Source organism: Pseudomonas sp. WS 5412, assembly GCF_012985615.1.
Lineage (GTDB): Bacteria > Pseudomonadota > Gammaproteobacteria > Pseudomonadales > Pseudomonadaceae > Aquipseudomonas > Aquipseudomonas shahriarae.
Genome location: NZ_JAARMB010000003.1, coordinates 122,942 through 141,684, shown reverse-complemented (window position 1 = coordinate 141,684; position 18,743 = coordinate 122,942). Strand labels below are relative to the sequence as shown.

Genomic DNA, 18,743 nt, shown 5'->3' with positions numbered 1-18,743 from the left:
AATATGAATTTGAGTTATTTAATGTAACGCCATAGCATCAGCCTCACAAGCCAAAGGGTTATTGAATCGTTCAACGCCCAGGGCATAGAAAGACGCTGATGAGGACCGACTGATGGCCGGCAAAACGCTTTACGACAAACTCTGGGATTCCCATGAAGTGAAACGGCGCGATGATGGGTCGTCGCTGATCTACATCGACCGTCACATCATCCACGAAGTGACCTCGCCCCAAGCGTTCGAAGGCCTGCGACTGGCCGGGCGCAAGCCTTGGCGCGTCGACTCGATCATCGCCACCCCGGACCACAACGTGCCAACCACCCCGGAGCGCAAGGGCGGCATCGAAGCCATTGCCGACCAGGTCTCGCGCTTGCAGGTCCAGACTCTCGACGACTATTGCGACGAGTACGGCATCACCGAATTCAAGATGAACGACGTGCGCCAGGGCATCGTCCACGTGATCGGCCCGGAGCAGGGCGCGACCTTGCCGGGCATGACCGTGGTCTGCGGCGACTCCCACACCTCGACCCACGGTGCATTCGGCGCCCTGGCCCACGGCATTGGCACCTCCGAGGTAGAACACGTGTTCGCGACCCAGTGCCTGGTCGCCAAAAAAATGAAGAACATGCTGGTGCGCGTCGAAGGCAAGTTGCCGTTCGGTGTGACCGCCAAGGACATCGTGCTGGCCGTGATCGGCAAGATCGGTACCGCTGGCGGTAATGGGCATGCCATCGAGTTTGCCGGCAGCGCGATTCGCGACCTGTCCATCGAAGGCCGCATGACCATCTGCAACATGTCCATCGAAGCCGGTGCCCGGGTGGGCATGGTCGCGGCGGATGAAAAAACCGTGGAATACGTCAAAGGCCGACCTTTCGCACCGGCTGGCGCCGAGTGGGAGGCTGCCGTCGAGGCCTGGAAAGACCTGGTGTCCGACGCCGACGCGGTGTTCGATACCGTGGTCGAGCTCGACGCGGCCCAGATCAAGCCACAGGTCAGCTGGGGCACCTCGCCGGAAATGGTCCTGGCCGTTGATCAGAACGTGCCGGACCCGGCCCAGGAAGCCGATCTGGTCAAGCGCGGCTCCATCGAGCGCGCCTTGAAGTACATGGGCTTGAAAGCCAACCAGGCGATCACCGACATCCAGTTGGACCGCGTGTTTATCGGTTCCTGCACCAACTCGCGGATCGAAGACTTGCGCGCCGCGGCGGTGATCGCCAAGGGCCGCAAAGTGGCCTCGACCATCAAGCAAGCCATTGTGGTGCCAGGTTCGGGCCTGGTGAAGGCCCAGGCTGAGGCCGAAGGGCTGGACAAGATCTTCCTCGAAGCCGGTTTTGAATGGCGTGAGCCGGGCTGCTCGATGTGCCTGGCGATGAACCCGGACCGTTTGGAGTCGGGGGAGCATTGCGCGTCCACCTCCAACCGTAACTTCGAAGGGCGTCAGGGCGCCGGTGGCCGTACCCACCTGGTCAGCCCGGCCATGGCCGCCGCCGCTGCCGTCAACGGTCGTTTCATCGACGTTCGCGAATTGATCTGAGGAATACCCGATGAGAGCTTTTACCCAACACACCGGTCTTGTCGCGCCGTTGGACCGTGCCAACGTGGACACCGACCAGATCATCCCCAAGCAGTTCTTGAAGTCGATCAAGCGCACCGGTTTCGGCCCGAACCTGTTCGATGAGTGGCGCTACCTGGACGTGGGCTACGCCTACCAGGACAACTCCAAGCGCCCGTTGAACAAGGATTTTGTGCTCAACGCCGAGCGCTATCAGGGCGCCAGCGTGTTGTTGGCCCGGGAAAACTTCGGTTGCGGCTCCAGCCGTGAACACGCGCCGTGGGCCCTGGAAGAATATGGCTTTCGCAGCATTATCGCGCCGAGCTACGCCGACATCTTCTTCAACAACAGCTTCAAGAACGGCTTGCTGCCGATCATCTTGAGCGATGCCGAAGTGGACGAGTTGTTCCAGCAAGTGGAAGCCAATGTCGGCTACCAGTTGACCGTCGACCTCGCCGCACAGACCGTGACCCGTCCGGATGGCAAGGTGTATCACTTTGAAGTGGATGCCTTCCGCAAACACTGCCTGATCAATGGCCTGGACGATATCGGCCTGACCTTGCAGGACGGCGAGGCGATTGCCGCGTTTGAAGCCAAGCACCGGGCCAGCCAGCCTTGGTTGTTTCGTGATGCGTAATTCTATGTAGGCTGGACTGGCCCCTTCGCGAGCAAGCCCGCTCCCACATTCGACCGAGTTCCTTCAGTTGAAATGCGCTCAAATGTGGGAGCGGGCTTGCTCGCGAAAGGGCCTGTATGAACACCACAAAAGCCAGGAACATCACCATGACCAGCACCGCCCACACCCAAGTCGTGCAAAAACAATTCGGCGAACAGGCCTCGGCCTACCTGAGCAGTGCCGTGCACGCCCAGGGCACCGAGTTCGCACTGCTGCAGGCCGAACTGGCCGGGCAGGGCGCGGCACGCCTGCTGGACCTGGGCTGTGGCGCCGGTCACGTGAGTTTCCATGTAGCACCGCTGGTCAAGGAAGTGGTGGCCTACGACCTGTCCCAGCAGATGCTCGACGTGGTCGCCGCGGCGGCAGTGGAGCGCGGCCTGGACAACATCCGCACCCTGCACGGCGCCGCCGAGCGCCTGCCATTCGCCGATGGCGAGTTCGACTTCGTGTTCAGCCGCTACTCGGCCCATCACTGGAGCGACCTCGGCCTGGCCCTGCGCGAAGTGCGCCGGGTGCTCAAGCCGGGCGGCGTGGCGGCGTTTGTCGATGTCTTGTCACCGGGCAGCCCGCTGTTGGACACTTACCTGCAAACCGTCGAAGTGCTGCGCGACACCAGCCATGTGCGCGATTATTGCGCCGGCGAGTGGATGCGCCAGCTCAACGAAGCCGGCCTGCATGTGCGCAACAGCAGTCGCCAGCGCCTGCGCCTGGAATACACCTCGTGGGTCGAACGCATGCGCACCCCGCCCGTGTTGCGCGCAGCAATCCTGGCGTTGCAGCAGGCGATGGGCCAGGAAGTGCGCGATTACTATGAAATTCAAGCCGACGGCACCTTCAGCACCGACGTGCTGGTGGTGTTCGCTGAGCGCTGATTAATTTTTCCCGACCTGCCCACGGGCGGGTCGCTTGATGAAATGAGGAACTCATGAGCAAGCAGATTCTGATTCTCCCTGGCGACGGTATTGGCCCGGAAATCATGGCCGAAGCGGTCAAGGTCCTGGAATTGGCCAACAGCAAGTACAGCCTGGGCTTTGAATTGAGCCACGACGTGATCGGTGGCGCTGCCATCGACAAGCACGGCGTGCCCCTGGCCGATGAAACCCTCGACCGCGCCCGAGCTGCCGACGCCGTGCTGCTCGGCGCCGTGGGCGGGCCGAAATGGGACAAGATCGAACGCGACATCCGCCCAGAACGCGGCCTGCTGAAGATCCGTGCGCAACTGGGCCTGTTCGGTAACCTGCGCCCGGCGATCCTCTATCCGCAACTGGCCGACGCGTCGAGCCTCAAGCCGGAAGTGGTGGCGGGCCTGGATATCCTGATCGTGCGTGAGCTGACCGGTGGCATCTACTTCGGCTCGCCACGGGGCGTGCGTGAGCTGGAGAATGGCGAGCGCCAGGCCTACGACACCCTGCCGTACAGCGAGAGCGAAATCCGCCGCATCGCCCGTGTCGGTTTCGACATGGCCCGTGTGCGTGGCAAGAAGGTCTGCTCGGTGGACAAGGCCAATGTCCTGGCGTCCAGCCAACTGTGGCGCGAAATCGTCGAAGAAGTGGCCAAGGATTACCCGGACGTCGAGCTGAGCCACATGTATGTGGATAACGCCGCCATGCAACTGGTGCGTGCGCCCAAGCAGTTCGACGTGATCGTCACCGACAACCTGTTTGGCGACATCCTGTCCGACCAGGCTTCGATGCTCACCGGTTCCATCGGCATGCTGCCGTCGGCGTCCCTGGACACCAACAACAAGGGCATGTACGAGCCGTGCCACGGTTCGGCGCCGGACATCGCGGGCCAGGGCATTGCCAACCCGTTGGCGACCATTTTGTCGGTGTCGATGATGTTGCGCTACAGCTTCAACCTGAGCGCAGCGGCGGATGCCATCGAGCAGGCGGTGAGCCTGGTGCTGGACCAGGGCCTGCGTACCGGCGACATCTGGTCACAGGGTTGCACCAAGGTCGGGACGCAGGAAATGGGCGACGCAGTAGTCGCCGCGCTGCGGAATCTGTAATCTCTCTGGCCCGCTTGCAGTTGTTGCTGCAAGGCGGCCCACTTTTTAACAAGGTGTAGTTGCGATGAAACGTGTAGGTCTGATCGGTTGGCGCGGTATGGTCGGTTCCGTGCTCATGCAGCGGATGCTGGAAGAGCAGGATTTCGATCTTATTGAGCCGGTGTTTTTCACCACTTCGAATGTCGGTGGCCAAGGGCCGTCCGTGGGCAAGGATATCGCCCCGCTCAAGGACGCCTACAACATTGAAGAGCTGAAGACCCTCGACGTCATTCTGACCTGCCAGGGTGGCGACTACACCAGTGAAGTCTTCCCCAAGCTGCGCGAAGCCGGCTGGCAGGGCTACTGGATCGACGCCGCGTCCAGCCTGCGTATGCAGGACGACGCGGTGATCATCCTCGACCCGGTCAACCGCAAGGTCATCGACCAGCAGCTCGACGCCGGCACCAAGAACTATGTCGGCGGCAACTGCACCGTCAGCCTGATGCTGATGGGCCTGGGTGGCCTGTTCGAAGCCGGGCTGGTGGAGTGGATGAGCGCCATGACCTATCAGGCGGCCTCCGGTGCCGGCGCGCAGAACATGCGTGAGCTGATCAAGCAGATGGGCGCGACCCACGCGGCCGTCGCCGATCAACTGGCCGACCCGGCCAGCGCGATCCTCGATATCGACCGCCGTGTGGCCGAGGCCATGCGCAGCGACGCCTACCCGACCGAGAACTTCGGCGTGCCCTTGGCCGGCAGCCTGATCCCGTGGATCGACAAGGAACTGCCGAACGGCCAGAGCCGCGAAGAGTGGAAGGCCCAGGCCGAGACCAACAAGATCCTCGGGCGCTTCAAGAACCCGATCCCGGTGGACGGTATCTGTGTGCGGATCGGCGCCATGCGCTGCCATAGCCAGGCGCTGACCATCAAGCTCAACAAAGACGTGCCGATCGCCGACATCGAAGGGCTGATCAGCCAGCACAACCCATGGGTCAAGCTGGTGCCGAACAGCCGCGAAATCAGCATGCAGGAGCTGAGCCCGACCAAGGTCACCGGCACCCTGAATGTACCGGTGGGCCGTCTGCGCAAGCTGAACATGGGCACCCAGTACCTGGGCGCCTTCACTGTAGGTGACCAGCTGCTGTGGGGCGCGGCCGAGCCGCTGCGCCGGATGTTGCGGATCCTGCTGGAGCGTTGATCGTTTTGTGGTGTTGAAGAAACCCGCGTTCTGGTGACAGGCGCGGGTTTTTTGTTGCGCCTGAGGCCGTCATCGCGGGCAAGCCCGCTCCCACACTTGAATGTGTTCACAGATCGAAATGTGGGAGCGGGCTTGCCCGCGATGACGGCCTGCGCCACACCACAAACCCCAGGCCAATTGCCTCACTCCCCACCACCCGGTAAAGTGCCGCTCCCCCCGCAATGCCCGAGGCAGCCTCCATGACCCAGACCTTTGATATCGCCGTGATCGGCGCCACCGGTACGGTTGGCGAAACCCTGGTGCAGATCCTCGAAGAGCTGGACTTCCCGGTAGGCACCTTGCACCTGCTGGCCAGTAGCGAGTCGGCCGGCGCGTCGGTGCCGTTTCGCGGCAAAAATGTGCGGGTGCGGGAAGTCGATGAATTTGATTTCAGCAAGGTGCAACTGGCTTTCTTCGCCGCAGGCCCGGCGGTCACCTTGAGTTTCGCCCCCCGCGCCACTGCGGCGGGTTGCTCGTTGATCGACCTGTCCGGCGCCTTGCCGGCCGAACAGGCGCCCCAGGTGGTGCCGGAAGCCAATGCCCAGATGCTGGACGGTTTGAAAAAACCATTCCAGCTCGGTAGCCCAAGCCCTTGTGCCACCCATCTGGCAGTGGTCCTCGCGCCGCTGCGGGGTCTGTTGGATATCCAGCGCGTCAGCGTCACCGCTAACCTGGCGGTGTCCGCCCAGGGCCGTGAAGCCGTCAGCGAACTGGCCCGGCAAACCGCCGAGCTGCTGAATGTACGGCCCCTGGAACCCAAATTCTTTGACCGGCAGATGGCTTTCAACCTGTTGGCTCAGGTCGGCACGCCGGATGCGCAGGGCCACACTGCCCTGGAAAAGCGCCTGGTCCACGAACTGCGCGCCCTGCTTGAACTACCGTTACTGAAAATTTCCGCGACCTGCGTTCAAGCTCCGGTGTTTTTTGGCGATAGCCTGAGCGTGTCCCTGCAACTGGCGGGCGCTGTGGACCTGGGCGCAGTGAATCGCGCGTTGGAAGCGGCGCCGGGCATCGAACTGGTGGAAGAGGGCGATTACCCTACAGCCGTTGGGGATGCGGTCGGTCAGGACGTGGTCTACGTGGGGCGGGTGCGTGCCGGCATCGACGACCCGGCGGAACTAAACTTGTGGCTGACGTCAGATAACGTACGCAAAGGCGCGGCGCTTAACGCCGTGCAACTGGCACAGTTGTTGATAAAACACCTTGTGTAAAAGATACTTGGCGGCAATTTGTAGATTGATTCTAGCCAAGCGCTATGCTTGGCCCCATGCAGGAAAAGTTGCGCGTCGGTGAACTATCGGCTCGCCATGCCGAATGGCAGCGGTACCCAACCTTCTCGCCGGCCGAGGAGTGTTCAAACAAAGGATGAGGCTATGGTTCAAGTTCGCAAACTGGTGTTAGCAATAGCGGCCGCCTCGGCGCTGTCCTCCGGTATGGCGCAAGCGCTGCAACTTGGGGAGATGACCCTCAAGTCGAAGTTGAACCAGCCTCTGTCGGTGGAGATCGAGCTGCTCGACGTGGGCGGGCTGACAGCCTCCGATATCGTGCCCAGCCTCGCGTCTTCCCAGGCCTTTGTGGATGCGGGGGTCGATCGCCAGGCGTTCCTCGATGAGCTGACCTTTACCCCGGTGCTCAACCCCAGCGGTCGCAGCGTGGTTCGTGTCACCTCGAGCAAGCCATTGCCCGATTCCTATGTACGCTTCCTGTTGCAGGTGCAATGGCCGAATGGTCGGTTGATGCGTGACTACAGCGTCTTGCTGGACCCGGCCAAGTTCGAGCAAAAAGCCCCTGAGGCCAGCGCCCCGGCACCCCGTCTTGCCCCGCCTGCTGCTGCCAGTGTGACCAAGGCGGCGGAATACACCACGACTTCTCGCGACACCCTGTGGGAAATCGCCGCAAAAAATCGCAATGGCGGCTCGATCCAACAGACCATGCTGGCGATCCAGGCATTGAACCCGGGAGCCTTTGTCGACGGCAACATCAACCGCATGAAGACCGGCCAGGTATTGCGCATGCCGGACCCGGTACAAAGCACCAGTCTGCCGCAGCCCGAGGCGATCGCCGAAGTGACCGCGCAGAATGCGGCCTGGCGCCAGGGGCGTCGTGGCGCTAACAATCAGGCAGCGGGGCGCCAGCAACTGGATGCGACCAAACGTACCCAGGCCGGCGCAGCGCCGTCGCAGACGGCAGCGAAGGACAACCTGAGCCTGGTCTCGGCCGAAGCCGCCAAGGCGGGCGTCAAGGGCGCGGCGGGTGATAGCAAGGCTTTGAACAACAAGCTGGCGGTGACCCAGGAAAGCCTGGATTCGACCCGCCGCGAAAATGAAGAACTGAAAAGCCGCATGACTGACCTGCAAAGTCAGTTGGACAAGCTGCAGCGGCTGATTGAGTTGAAAAACAACCAACTGGCCAAGTTGCAGGCTGAAGGCGGCGCCCCGGCGCAGCCGGCTGTAATCCCTGCCGAACTGGCTGCGGCGCCGACCGCGCCTGCTGCCCCTGCTCCGGCTGCCGAAGCGCCGGTGGTCGCGCCAGTGGAAACCCCGGCTGAGCCTGCGCCAGTGGCCAGCACCGAAGGCAAGTTCAATGACCTGCTGACCAACCCTATCGTCCTTGGGGTGATCGGTGGTGCCGCCGGCCTCCTGGTGTTGTTGCTCCTGCTGCTATGGGCGCGCCATCGCAATGCGCGCCTGGAAGAGGAAAAACACCTGCGCATGGCGCGGGCGCTGGCCGAAGAGCCGGAATTTTCCTCGAATATTGAGCAGGACCTGTCTCTGGACAGTTTCGAGGGCCTTGAAGTCCCGGCGGCAAGCGTCAAGCTGGCTCCAGCTCCAGCTCCAGCTCCAGCTCCGGTTGCCGTGGCGCCGGTGCCAGTGCCTGCCCCGGCGACCAGCATGGCGCCGCCAAGCAAACTGATCATCGAACCCGGTTCCTCCGATGCCCTGGCCCAGGCCCAGTCCCATCTGGACCGTGGTCACTTGAACCAGGCGGCGGCCGTGCTGGAAGAGGCGATCAAGCTGGAGCCCGCGCGCAGTGACCTGCGCCTCAAGCTCCTGGAAGTCTACGGCCAGCAGGGCGACAAGGACGGTTTCGTGACCCAGGAGCGCCAGTTGGTCGCCAATGGCGAGAACCACGCCCAGGTCGAGCTGTTGAAAAATCGCTACCCGGCCATGGCCGTGCTCGCGGCGGGCGTCAGTGCTGCGGTCGCCGCCGCCGCGCTTGATGCGCAGTACGTCAAGGATCTGCTCCAGGAAGAGCCGGCGCCTGCTCCCGCGCCTGAAACCGATGCTTTCGACAATGATTTCGACCTGAGCCTGGATGACCTGGAAGCCGCGTCGCCGGCAGTGGTCGCGCCGGAGCCCGAGGTCGATGACCTGAGCTTTGAGTCGGTGCTGCAGCAGCAAACCGAGGCCAAGGCCAGCCCGGACGATCTGTCCGACTTTGACCTCGACTTGCAGCTGGATGCGCCAGCCTCCCAGTCCGACGATGACTTCCTCTCGGGCCTGGAAGAAGAGATGAAGGACCTGCCGCCGGTCGAGCCGCCCACCCTGACGCCAGCTGCGCTGGATGACTTTGACCTGCCGGAAGACTTCGACCTGTCCCTGGCCGACGAGCCTGCATCATCGAGCAAGCCGGACGCATTCGCCTCGGAGCTTGACGACGTCAACGCCGAGCTGGAACGTCTGTCGCAGAGCCTGGAAAGCCCGTCGATCGAACCGAGCTTCACCGCTGAAGATGCGGCAAAGGGCGACGATGAGCCGGAATTCGACTTCCTGTCGGGTACCGACGAAGTCGCCACCAAACTCGACCTGGCCCAGGCCTACATCGACATGGGCGATGAGGGCGGTGCGCGTGACATCCTGGCCGAAGTCCTCACTGAGGGTGACGACGGCCAGCGTAGCGAAGCCAAGGAAATGCTCAGCCGCCTGGTGTGATTACCGGCAATTAACGCAGCGGCGGCCTTCGGGTCGCCGTTTTGCATTTAAATGGGGGAGTCGGGCTTGCCCGCGATAGAGGCGACTCGGTCCGTCAGTAAAAACGAGGCGCGGCTATCGCAGGCAAGCCAGCGCCCACAAAATGCCCCAGGCCCAGGCCTGGCACTTTATAATGGCCGCCTTTGCGCAACTATCAGGCTCTCAGCTCTTGGCAAATATAGATAACGCGGCCGCCGAAATGGCGGCCGCCGGCTTTTTCAGAATCGCCCTGGGCGTGGAATACAAAGGCTCGCGCTATCGCGGCTGGCAGCGCCAGGCCTCTGGCGTGCCGACCGTGCAGGAAACCCTGGAGAAGGCCCTGTCGAAGGTCGCCGACTCGCCGGTTTCATTGATGTGCGCCGGGCGCACCGACGCGGGCGTACATGCCTGCGGGCAAGTGGTGCATTTTGACACCCAGGCCGAGCGCTCGATGAAGGCGTGGGTCATGGGCGCCAATATCAATCTGCCCCACGATGTCAGCGTCAGTTGGGCCAAGGTTATGCCGGCGCACTTCCATGCGCGGTTCAAGGCGATTGCCCGGCGTTACCGCTATGTGATCTACAACGATCAGATCCGTCCGGCGCACTTGAACGAAGAGATCACCTGGAACCACCGTCCGCTGGACGCCGAGCGCATGGCTGAAGCGGCCCAGCATTTGGTGGGGATCCACGATTTCAGCGCCTTTCGCGCCGGCCAGTGCCAGGCCAAGTCGCCGATCAAGGAAGTCCACCACCTGCGGGTGACCCGTCACGGCAAGATGATTGTCCTGGATATCCGCGCCGGGGCGTTCCTGCACCATATGGTGCGCAATATCGCCGGGGTGCTGATGACCATCGGCACCGGCGAGCGCCCGGTGGAGTGGGCCAGGGAGGTGCTGGAGAGCCGGGTGCGGCGTACCGGCGGGGTCACGGCGCACCCGTTCGGCCTGTACCTGGTGGAGGTGGAGTACCGCGATGAGTTCGAGCTGCCGCAGCGTTTCATCGGGCCACACTTCCTCACTGGTTTCACTGAACTTGGCGGCTGACGCCCGGAAAAGCATTTGTTACCATCCGGGACTTTCCTGGACAGCCCCCTGAGGTTCCGACGATATGTCAGGCGTTCGCAGCAAGATTTGCGGGATTACCCGCATGGAAGACGCGCTGGCGGCAGTCGAGGCGGGGGCTGACGCCATTGGCTTTGTGTTTTATGCCAAGAGCCCGCGGGCGGTAACGGTGCAACAGGCCCGGGCGATCATTGCCGGCTTGCCGCCGTTCGTGACCACTGTGGGGCTGTTCGTCAACGCCAGCGCCTGCGAGCTCAATGAAACCCTGGATGCGGTGCCCCTGGACCTGTTGCAGTTCCATGGCGACGAAACCCCGGAGGAGTGCGCCGGCTACCATCGCCCGTATATCAAGGCGCTGCGGGTCAAGGCCGGGGACGATATCGCCGCCAGTTGCGCCGCCTACGCCGGGGCCAGCGGGATTTTGCTCGATGCCTATGTCGAGGGCATTCCTGGCGGTACCGGCGAGGCCTTCGATTGGTCGCTGATCCCCCAGGGCTTGAGCAAGCCGATCATCCTGGCGGGTGGCTTGTGCGCTGACAATGTGGCGCAGGCCATTGCCCAGGTTCGCCCGTATGCCGTCGACGTCAGTGGCGGGGTGGAGCAGGCCAAGGGCATCAAAGACTCTGGCAAGATTCACGCATTCATGCAGGCAGTGCGCAGCAGCAGTGGCGCGATGTGACGGCTGGCAGTCTGCCGCCGTCAGTAACTACCACTGTGTAAAACAGGCCGGCGTTGCCCTCGGGCGGCGCCAATGAAGTGGCAACCACGCACTGGCGGGTTGTCTGGAAGGCTGAGGGCAGGTGCAGGAAATGGCTGGTCGAACGTCTGACCCCGTCCTGCAGTTGTTATCGCCACATCAATGAATTTAGCTCAAGGGCATACGCGGGGCTGTGTTCAAGCCACCGGTACTGGAGAAAGAAAGCATGAGCAACTGGTTAGTAGACAAACTGATCCCCTCGATCATGCGTTCCGAGGTGAAGAAAAGCTCGGTCCCTGAAGGTCTGTGGCACAAGTGCCCCTCCTGCGACGCGGTGTTGTACCGCCCGGAGCTGGAAAAGACCCTGGACGTTTGCCCCAAGTGCAATCACCACATGCGTATCGGCGCCCGCGCCCGTATCGACATTTTCCTCGACGCCGATGGCCGTGCCGAGCTGGGCGCTGACCTGGAACCGGTGGACCGCCTCAAGTTCCGCGACGGCAAGAAGTACAAAGACCGCCTGACCGCTGCGCAAAAGCAGACGGGCGAGAAAGACGCGCTGATCTCCGTCAGCGGCAAGCTGCTGGGTATGCCAGTGGTGGTGTCGGCGTTTGAGTTCTCCTTCATGGGTGGCTCGATGGGCGCCATTGTCGGTGAGCGTTTTGTACGCGCCGCCAACTACGCCCTGGAAAACCGTTGCCCGATGATCTGCTTCGCCGCCTCCGGTGGTGCGCGGATGCAGGAAGCACTGATTTCGCTGATGCAAATGGCCAAGACCTCTGCGGTACTGGCGCGTCTGCGTGAAGAAGGTATCCCGTTCATCTCGGTCCTGACCGACCCGGTCTACGGCGGCGTTTCCGCCAGCCTGGCGATGCTGGGCGACGTGATTGTCGGCGAGCCCAAGGCGCTGATCGGCTTTGCCGGCCCACGCGTGATCGAGCAGACCGTACGTGAAAAACTGCCGGAAGGCTTCCAGCGCAGCGAGTTCCTGCTGGAGCACGGCGCCATTGACATGATCATTGCCCGTTCCGAACTGCGTCCGCGCCTGGGCAACCTGCTGGCACAGATGATGGGTTTGCCGACCCCGGTGTACGTCGCGCCTAAGGTCGAGCCCATCGTTGTGCCGCCGGTGCCTGCAAACCTATGACCCAACGAACCCTGGGCGAATGGCTCGCCTACCTCGAGCAGTTGCATCCGTCAGCCATCGACATGGGGCTGGAGCGCTCGCAACAGGTAGCGGCCCGCCTTGGGTTGGGGCGGCCGGCGCCACGGGTGATCACGGTCACTGGCACCAACGGCAAGGGGTCTACCTGCGCTTTCGTCGCCGCGTTGCTGCGGGCCCAGGGTCTGAAGGTGGGCGTCTACAGCTCGCCGCACTTGCTGCGTTACAACGAGCGTGTGCAGCTCAATGGCGTCGAAGCCACTGACGAGCAGTTATGCGAAGCCTTTGCGGCGCTGGATGCCGGACGTGGCGAAACCTCCCTGACCTATTTCGAGATGGGCACCCTGGCCGCGTTCTGGCTGTTCGAGCGTGAACAACTGGATGCGGTGGTGCTGGAAGTCGGTCTGGGCGGTCGTCTGGATACCGTCAATGTGGTGGATGCCGACCTCGCATTGGTGACCAGCATTGGCGTGGATCATGCTGACTACCTGGGCGATACCCGCGAATCCGTGGCCTATGAAAAGGCCGGGATCTTCCGCCAGGGCAAGCCGGCGCTGTGCGGTGATATGGACCCGCCCCATACCTTGCTGGATAAGGTGCGCGAGCTGGATTGCCCGTTTTTCCTGCGGGGCCGGGACTTCGGCCTGGAAGTGGCAGGCGATCGCTGGTCGTGGCACGGTGTCGATGCGCGGGGCCAGGGGGTCGAGCTGCACGACCTGCCGCTGCTGAACCTGCCCATGGAAAACGCCGCGCTCGCCCTGCAGGCCTACCTGTTGCTGGATCTGCCGTGGAATGCCGGGCAGATTGCCGATACCTTGCAGCGTACGCAGGTGGTCGGGCGCCTGGATCGTCGCTCGTTCGAGTGGCAAGGCAAGCGCTTGAACCTGTTGCTGGATGTCGGGCATAACCCCCATGCTGCGCAGTACCTGGCGCGTCGTTTGTCGCTCCAGGCGCCGGCGGGTCGGCGTCTGGCGGTGTTCGGCCTGCTGGCGGACAAGGATCTGGACGGTGTGGTCGCGCCTTTGCTGGGTAGTGTGCAGTCCTGGGCCGTCGCCCCGCTGGATACGCCGCGCACCCGTACGGCGGATGATGTGCAGGCGGTGTTGCAGAACCTTGGCGCGACGGTGACGTCCCATGCGAGCGTAACCGCTGCATTGGAGGCTCAATGCGCGGTGGCAACGGCCGAGGACGAGATTCTGTTGTTCGGATCATTTTATTGTGTTGCCGAGGCGCTTGAGTGGTTGGCCCGGCGCTCCACGGAGGAAGCTGCACATGGCATTACTGGATAGCGCATACAAGCAGCGAATGGTCGGAGCCCTGGTGCTGGTGGCATTGGCGGTGATTTTCCTGCCGATGCTGTTTTCTCGCCAGGACGAGCAGCGCCAGGTTACGGTCGAAGCACCGGCGGCGCCCCAGGCGCCGGTGATGCCGCAGGTCCAGGTCGAGCCGGTAGTGGTGCCTGAGCCGCAGGCGCTGCCCGAGGAAGAGCCGGTGCCGACCGATGCGGAAATTGCCGAACAGCAAGCACCTTCGGCGCCGATCCAGCCGAGTGTGCCGGTGGTAAAACCTGCTCCTGCTCCTGCTCCTGCTCCTGCTCCTGCGCCTGTGGTTGCCGCCAAGCCGGCTGCACCTGCTCCTGCGCCGAAACCGGTCGCACCGCAGCCCGCAGCCCCGGGCAAGCCTGATGTGGGGCAAAGCCGTATTGATCCGAATGGCCTGCCGATCAGTTGGTCGGTGCAACTCGCCAGCCTGTCCAATCGCGAAAGCGCCGAAGCCTTGCAGAAAACCCTGCGTAGCCAGGGTTATAACGCGTATATCCGAACTGCCAATGGCAAGAATCGGGTATTTGTCGGCCCGCTGATCGAGCGTGCCGAGGCTGACCGCCTGCGGGACTTGCTGGGTCGCCAGCAGAACCTGAAGGGCTTTGTGGTGCGCTTCCAGCCAGAGCGCGGCTGAAACATCCAAATGTTTATGCAGGCTTGCGTGGGAGCGGGCTTGCCCGCGATGACGGTGGACCAGTCGATAGTCTAGTCGGCTGGCACACCGCTATCGCGGGCAAGCCCGCTCCCACATTGGTTTTTGCCTGACTTGAGATGGCCATGGCTTGCCACAACCCATTGATTTGCAATGGACTGCCAAACACCGCTTACCGATAGCCCAGCGCTCTGCTAAAATGCGCCGCCTTATCCGTCTGTAGGCTGCACTGTGCCATTTACCTGGGTTGATTGGGCGATCGTAGCCATCATCGCCATCTCCGCATTGATCAGTCTAAGCCGCGGCTTCGTCAAAGAAGCATTGTCGCTGCTGACCTGGATCGTTGCAGGAGTCGTCGCCTGGATGTTCGGCGGATCCCTGGCCGTTTATCTGGCCGGTTATATCGAAACACCTTCGGCTCGCGTCATCGCGGGCTGCGCCATCATGTTCATCGCCACGCTGCTGGTGGGAGCAATGGTCAATTATCTTATCGGCGAATTGATACGTGTCACCGGCCTCTCCGGGACCGATCGATTTCTCGGCATGGCCTTCGGTGCCGCGCGTGGCGCGTTGCTGGTGGTCGTTGCGGTCGGGCTGTTGAGCCTGGGTCCGGTACAGCAGGATGCATGGTGGCAGGAGTCGAGTCTCGTGCCAAAATTTCTATTGGTTGCAGATTGGTCCAAGAACCTCATATTGGGGTGGAGCAGTCAGTGGCTGGCCAGCGGTATCAGCGTACCCGCTGATCTTCCGTTCAAGGAACATCTCTTGCCCGGCAACGCGCCGCAGTAAGTAGTGTTCAGTCAAGATTCATTAAGTAGGGGTTGCGTCGCATGTGTGGCATCGTCGGTATCGTCGGTAAGTCGAACGTCAATCAGGCGCTGTATGACGCGCTAACCGTCCTCCAGCACCGCGGCCAGGACGCTGCCGGTATTGTGACCAGCCATGACGGCCGGTTATTCCTGCGCAAGGACAATGGCCTGGTACGTGACGTGTTCCATCAGCGTCACATGCAGCGCCTGGTCGGGCATATGGGCATTGGCCATGTGCGTTATCCGACTGCCGGTAGCTCTACTTCGGCCGAAGCTCAACCGTTTTACGTCAACTCGCCGTACGGCATTACCTTGGCGCACAACGGCAACCTGACCAACGTTGAGCAACTGGCCAAGGAGATTTACGAATCTGACCTGCGCCATGTCAACACCAACTCCGACTCGGAAGTGCTGCTCAACGTGTTCGCCCACGAACTGGCCCAACGCGGCAAGTTGCAGCCGACCGAAGAAGATGTGTTCGCTGCCGTGACTGACGTGCATAACCGCTGCGTTGGCGGCTACGCGGTCGTGGCAATGATCACCGGCTACGGTATTGTCGGTTTCCGCGACCCGCACGGCATTCGTCCTATCGTGTTCGGCCAGCGTCACACCGACGAAGGCGTCGAGTACATGATCGCCTCCGAAAGCGTATCCCTGGATGTACTGGGCTTCACCCTGGTGCGCGACCTGGCGCCGGGCGAAGCGGTGTACATCACCGAAGACGGCAAGCTGCATACCCGTCAGTGCGCGATCAACCCGAAACTCACCCCATGCATCTTCGAACACGTCTACCTGGCGCGTCCGGATTCGATCATTGATGGTGTTTCGGTGTACAAGGCGCGTCTGCGCATGGGTGAGAAGCTCGCCGAGAAGATCCTGCGCGAACGCCCTGAGCATGACATCGACGTGGTGATCCCGATCCCGGACACCAGCCGCACCGCCGCGCTGGAGCTGGCTACCCGCCTGGGCGTCAAGTTCCGCGAAGGTTTCGTCAAGAACCGCTACATCGGCCGCACCTTCATCATGCCGGGCCAGGCGGCTCGCAAGAAGTCGGTACGCCAGAAGCTCAATGCCATCGAGCTGGAATTCCGCGGCAAGAACGTGATGCTGGTGGATGACTCCATTGTGCGTGGCACCACGTGCAAGCAGATCATCCAGATGGCTCGCGAAGCCGGGGCGAAGAACGTGTACTTCTGTTCTGCTGCGCCTGCCGTGCGGTACCCGAACGTGTACGGTATCGACATGCCGAGCGCCCACGAACTGATTGCGCACAATCGTTCGACCCAGGATGTAGCCGACCTGATCGGTGCCGATTGGCTGATTTACCAGGACCTTCCTGACCTGATCGAAGCGGTTGGCGGCGGCAAGATCAAGATCGAGCAGTTCGATTGCGCGGTCTTCGATGGCAAGTACGTGACAGGTGATGTCGACGAGGCGTACCTGAACAAGATTGAGCAGGCGCGTAACGACTCCTCGAAGATCAAGACCCAGGCGGTCAGCGCGATCATCGATCTGTACAACAACTGAGTAACTACCGGCCCTGAGGGGCCGGTTTTGTATGTTAAATAAAGAATTTGAGTGAAGGAGTGGCAGCATGAGTCAGGAATGGGATGCCGGTCGGTTGGACAGCGACCTCGATGGTGTGGCTTTCGATACCCTGGCTGTGCGCGCCGGCCAGCACCGCACGCCGGAAGGTGAACACGGTGACCCGATGTTCTTCACCTCCAGCTACGTGTTCCGCACCGCGGCGGACGCGGCGGCGCGCTTTGCTGGCGAAGTGCCGGGTAACGTTTACTCCCGCTATACAAACCCGACGGTGCGCGCCTTCGAAGAGCGTATCGCGGCGCTTGAAGGGGCAGAGCAGGCCGTCGCCACAGCTACCGGCATGGCGGCGATCCTCGCCGTGGTGATGAGCCTGTGCAGCGCCGGTGATCACGTATTGGTGTCGCGCAGTGTGTTTGGTTCGACCATCAGCCTGTTCGAAAAGTACTTCAAGCGCTTTGGCATTGAAGTCGACTACGTGCCGCTGGCGGACCTTTCTGGCTGGAATGCGGCCATCAAGGCCAATACCAAATTGCTATTTGTCGAGTCGCCGTCCAACCCGCTGGCAGAGCTGGTGGACATCGCCGCTCTCGCCGAAGTGGCCCACGCCAAGGGCGCGATGCTGGTAGTGGATAACTGCTTCTGCACGCCAGCCCTGCAGCAGCCACTGAAGCTCGGCGCAGATATCGTGGTGCATTCGGCCACCAAGTTCATCGACGGCCAGGGTCGTTGCATGGGCGGCGTGGTGGCCGGCCGCGGCGAGCAGATGAAGGAAGTGGTGGGCTTCTTGCGCACCGCTGGCCCGACCCTGAGCCCGTTCAATGCGTGGATTTTCCTCAAGGGCCTGGAAACCCTCAGCCTGCGGATGAAGGCCCATTGCGCTAACGCCCAGGCCCTGGCCGAGTGGCTGGAGCAGCAGGACGGCATCGAGAAAGTCCACTACGCCGGCTTGAAGAGCCACCCGCAACACGAGCTGGCCCAGCGTCAGCAGCGTGGCTTCGGGGCTGTGGTCAGTTTCGAGGTCAAGGGCGGCAAAGAGGGCGCATGGCGCTTTATCGACGCGACACGCCTGATCTCCATCACCGCCAACCTGGGTGATAGCAAAACCACCATTACCCATCCAAGCACCACTTCCCATGGTCGCCTGGCACCGCAGGAGCGTGAAGCCGCGGGTATCCGCGACAGCCTGATCCGCGTTGCCGTTGGCCTGGAAGATGTGACTGACTTGCAGGCCGACCTGGCTCGCGGGCTGGCTGCCTTGTGATCGAGTGGTCCCTGGAGGCGGCTGGCGTCAGTAATGGCCGGGTCGCGTTGGTGACGGGTGCGGCACGCGGTATCGGCCTGGGGATCGCGGCCTGGCTGGTCAGCGAAGGCTGGCAGGTGGTGTTGGCTGACCTGGACCGCGAGCGGGGCGCCAAGGTGTCCAGGGTGCTGGGCGACAACGCCTGGTTTATCACCATGGACGTGGCCGATGAGCAGCAGGTGGCCCTTGGGGTGGCTGAGGTGCTTGGTCAGTTCGGGCGCCTGGATGCCCTGGTGTGTAATGCCGCGGTGGCCGATCCGCGCAATATCACATTGGATAGCCTGGACCTGGCTTACTGGAATCGGGTGCTGGCGGTGAACCTCAGTGGGCCGATGCTGCTGGCCAAGCACTGTGCGCCCTATCTGCGTGCCCATGGTGGTTCGATCGTCAACCTGGCCTCGACCCGGGCGCGGCAGTCGGAAGCGGATACCGAGGCTTACGCGGCGAGCAAGGGTGGCCTGTTGGCCCTGACTCACGCGCTGGCTATCAGCCTGGGGCCGGAGGTGCGGGTCAACGCTGTCAGCCCGGGCTGGATCGACGCCCGTGATCCCGCGGCGCGCCGTGCAGAGCCTTTGAGTGACGCCAATCATGCGCAGCATCCTGCGGGCCGGGTAGGCACGGTTGAGGACGTGGCAGCCATGGTGGCGTGGCTGCTGTCGCGCAGCGCCGGGTTCGTCACTGGGCAAGAGTTCGTGGTGGACGGTGGGATGAGCAAGAAGATGATTTACAGCGAGTAGGGCGGGTCCTGCGCTTGACGTTATTTTGTCTTTTTCAGAAAAACTTCAAGCAGGCTC

Annotated in this window: 16 protein-coding genes; all 16 read left to right on the top strand. The window is 62.3% G+C overall.

Annotated features, from left to right (window positions below; genetic code table 11):
- The first annotated feature begins 112 nt into the window (after positions 1-112).
- The 16 genes from leuC to HBR94_RS05605 all read left to right on the top strand — a co-directional run bounded on the left by leuC (position 113) and on the right by HBR94_RS05605 (position 18,686).
- The gene (gene leuC, locus HBR94_RS05680) at positions 113-1,531 is read left to right on the top strand and encodes a 3-isopropylmalate dehydratase large subunit (protein ID WP_057438604.1); all 1,419 of its coding nucleotides are present in this window, start codon (positions 113-115) and stop codon (positions 1,529-1,531) included.
- A gap of 10 nt (positions 1,532-1,541) precedes the next feature.
- A complete protein-coding gene (gene leuD, locus HBR94_RS05675) occupies positions 1,542-2,186 on the top strand; it encodes a 3-isopropylmalate dehydratase small subunit (RefSeq protein ID WP_057438605.1) in 645 nt (214 codons plus the stop codon).
- 146 nt (positions 2,187-2,332) lie between these two features.
- Positions 2,333-3,097: a class I SAM-dependent methyltransferase gene (locus HBR94_RS05670; RefSeq protein ID WP_057960179.1), complete on the top strand. Its 765-nt coding sequence runs from the start codon at positions 2,333-2,335 to the stop codon at positions 3,095-3,097.
- A gap of 53 nt (positions 3,098-3,150) precedes the next feature.
- Positions 3,151-4,233 (top strand): 3-isopropylmalate dehydrogenase, encoded by a 1,083-nt coding sequence (leuB, locus tag HBR94_RS05665; protein WP_057438607.1) that lies wholly within the window; start codon positions 3,151-3,153, stop codon positions 4,231-4,233.
- Positions 4,234-4,297: 64 nt separating this feature from the next.
- Complete coding sequence (gene asd, locus HBR94_RS05660; RefSeq protein ID WP_057444111.1) at positions 4,298-5,410, top strand: aspartate-semialdehyde dehydrogenase; 1,113 nt, start codon at positions 4,298-4,300, stop codon at positions 5,408-5,410.
- Between the two features lie 239 nt (positions 5,411-5,649).
- On the top strand, positions 5,650-6,660 hold the full coding sequence (locus HBR94_RS05655) for an aspartate-semialdehyde dehydrogenase (protein ID WP_057960178.1): 1,011 nt from the start codon (positions 5,650-5,652) through the stop codon (positions 6,658-6,660).
- Positions 6,661-6,822: 162 nt separating this feature from the next.
- Entirely contained in the window at positions 6,823-9,381 is a 2,559-nt protein-coding gene (locus HBR94_RS05650; RefSeq protein ID WP_170044356.1) for a FimV family protein, read from the top strand.
- Between the two features lie 238 nt (positions 9,382-9,619).
- A complete protein-coding gene (gene truA / locus HBR94_RS05645) occupies positions 9,620-10,444 on the top strand; it encodes a tRNA pseudouridine(38-40) synthase TruA (RefSeq protein ID WP_057438609.1) in 825 nt (274 codons plus the stop codon).
- Positions 10,445-10,508: 64 nt separating this feature from the next.
- Positions 10,509-11,141 (top strand): phosphoribosylanthranilate isomerase, encoded by a 633-nt coding sequence (locus HBR94_RS05640; RefSeq protein ID WP_057438610.1) that lies wholly within the window; start codon positions 10,509-10,511, stop codon positions 11,139-11,141.
- 244 nt (positions 11,142-11,385) lie between these two features.
- Positions 11,386-12,306, top strand: a complete 921-nt coding sequence (gene accD / locus HBR94_RS05635; RefSeq protein WP_038442050.1) for an acetyl-CoA carboxylase, carboxyltransferase subunit beta — start codon at positions 11,386-11,388, stop codon at positions 12,304-12,306.
- Entirely contained in the window at positions 12,303-13,610 is a 1,308-nt protein-coding gene (folC, locus tag HBR94_RS05630) for a bifunctional tetrahydrofolate synthase/dihydrofolate synthase (RefSeq protein ID WP_169990213.1), read from the top strand. The genes accD and folC overlap by 4 nt, the downstream gene beginning before the upstream one ends.
- Positions 13,594-14,277, top strand: a complete 684-nt coding sequence (locus tag HBR94_RS05625) for an SPOR domain-containing protein (protein WP_170044355.1) — start codon at positions 13,594-13,596, stop codon at positions 14,275-14,277. The genes folC and HBR94_RS05625 overlap by 17 nt, the downstream gene beginning before the upstream one ends.
- A gap of 249 nt (positions 14,278-14,526) precedes the next feature.
- Positions 14,527-15,084 (top strand): CvpA family protein, encoded by a 558-nt coding sequence (locus tag HBR94_RS05620; RefSeq protein WP_057438613.1) that lies wholly within the window; start codon positions 14,527-14,529, stop codon positions 15,082-15,084.
- Between the two features lie 41 nt (positions 15,085-15,125).
- A complete protein-coding gene (gene purF, locus HBR94_RS05615) occupies positions 15,126-16,631 on the top strand; it encodes an amidophosphoribosyltransferase (protein WP_057438614.1) in 1,506 nt (501 codons plus the stop codon).
- A gap of 67 nt (positions 16,632-16,698) precedes the next feature.
- Positions 16,699-17,910 (top strand): O-succinylhomoserine sulfhydrylase, encoded by a 1,212-nt coding sequence (locus HBR94_RS05610; protein WP_057438615.1) that lies wholly within the window; start codon positions 16,699-16,701, stop codon positions 17,908-17,910.
- A gap of 11 nt (positions 17,911-17,921) precedes the next feature.
- A complete protein-coding gene (locus HBR94_RS05605; protein WP_170044435.1) occupies positions 17,922-18,686 on the top strand; it encodes an SDR family oxidoreductase in 765 nt (254 codons plus the stop codon).
- Positions 18,687-18,743 lie beyond the last annotated feature (57 nt).

Coding starts and splice junctions, on each gene's coding strand:
- leuC (WP_057438604.1), top strand. CDS start 113: ATGGCCGGCAAAACGCTTTACGACAAACTCTGGGATTCCCATGAAGTG.
- leuD (WP_057438605.1), top strand. CDS start 1,542: ATGAGAGCTTTTACCCAACACACCGGTCTTGTCGCGCCGTTGGACCGT.
- HBR94_RS05670 (WP_057960179.1), top strand. CDS start 2,333: ATGACCAGCACCGCCCACACCCAAGTCGTGCAAAAACAATTCGGCGAA.
- leuB (WP_057438607.1), top strand. CDS start 3,151: ATGAGCAAGCAGATTCTGATTCTCCCTGGCGACGGTATTGGCCCGGAA.
- asd (WP_057444111.1), top strand. CDS start 4,298: ATGAAACGTGTAGGTCTGATCGGTTGGCGCGGTATGGTCGGTTCCGTG.
- HBR94_RS05655 (WP_057960178.1), top strand. CDS start 5,650: ATGACCCAGACCTTTGATATCGCCGTGATCGGCGCCACCGGTACGGTT.
- HBR94_RS05650 (WP_170044356.1), top strand. CDS start 6,823: ATGGTTCAAGTTCGCAAACTGGTGTTAGCAATAGCGGCCGCCTCGGCG.
- truA (WP_057438609.1), top strand. CDS start 9,620: ATGGCGGCCGCCGGCTTTTTCAGAATCGCCCTGGGCGTGGAATACAAA.
- HBR94_RS05640 (WP_057438610.1), top strand. CDS start 10,509: ATGTCAGGCGTTCGCAGCAAGATTTGCGGGATTACCCGCATGGAAGAC.
- accD (WP_038442050.1), top strand. CDS start 11,386: ATGAGCAACTGGTTAGTAGACAAACTGATCCCCTCGATCATGCGTTCC.
- folC (WP_169990213.1), top strand. CDS start 12,303: ATGACCCAACGAACCCTGGGCGAATGGCTCGCCTACCTCGAGCAGTTG.
- HBR94_RS05625 (WP_170044355.1), top strand. CDS start 13,594: ATGGCATTACTGGATAGCGCATACAAGCAGCGAATGGTCGGAGCCCTG.
- purF (WP_057438614.1), top strand. CDS start 15,126: ATGTGTGGCATCGTCGGTATCGTCGGTAAGTCGAACGTCAATCAGGCG.
- HBR94_RS05610 (WP_057438615.1), top strand. CDS start 16,699: ATGAGTCAGGAATGGGATGCCGGTCGGTTGGACAGCGACCTCGATGGT.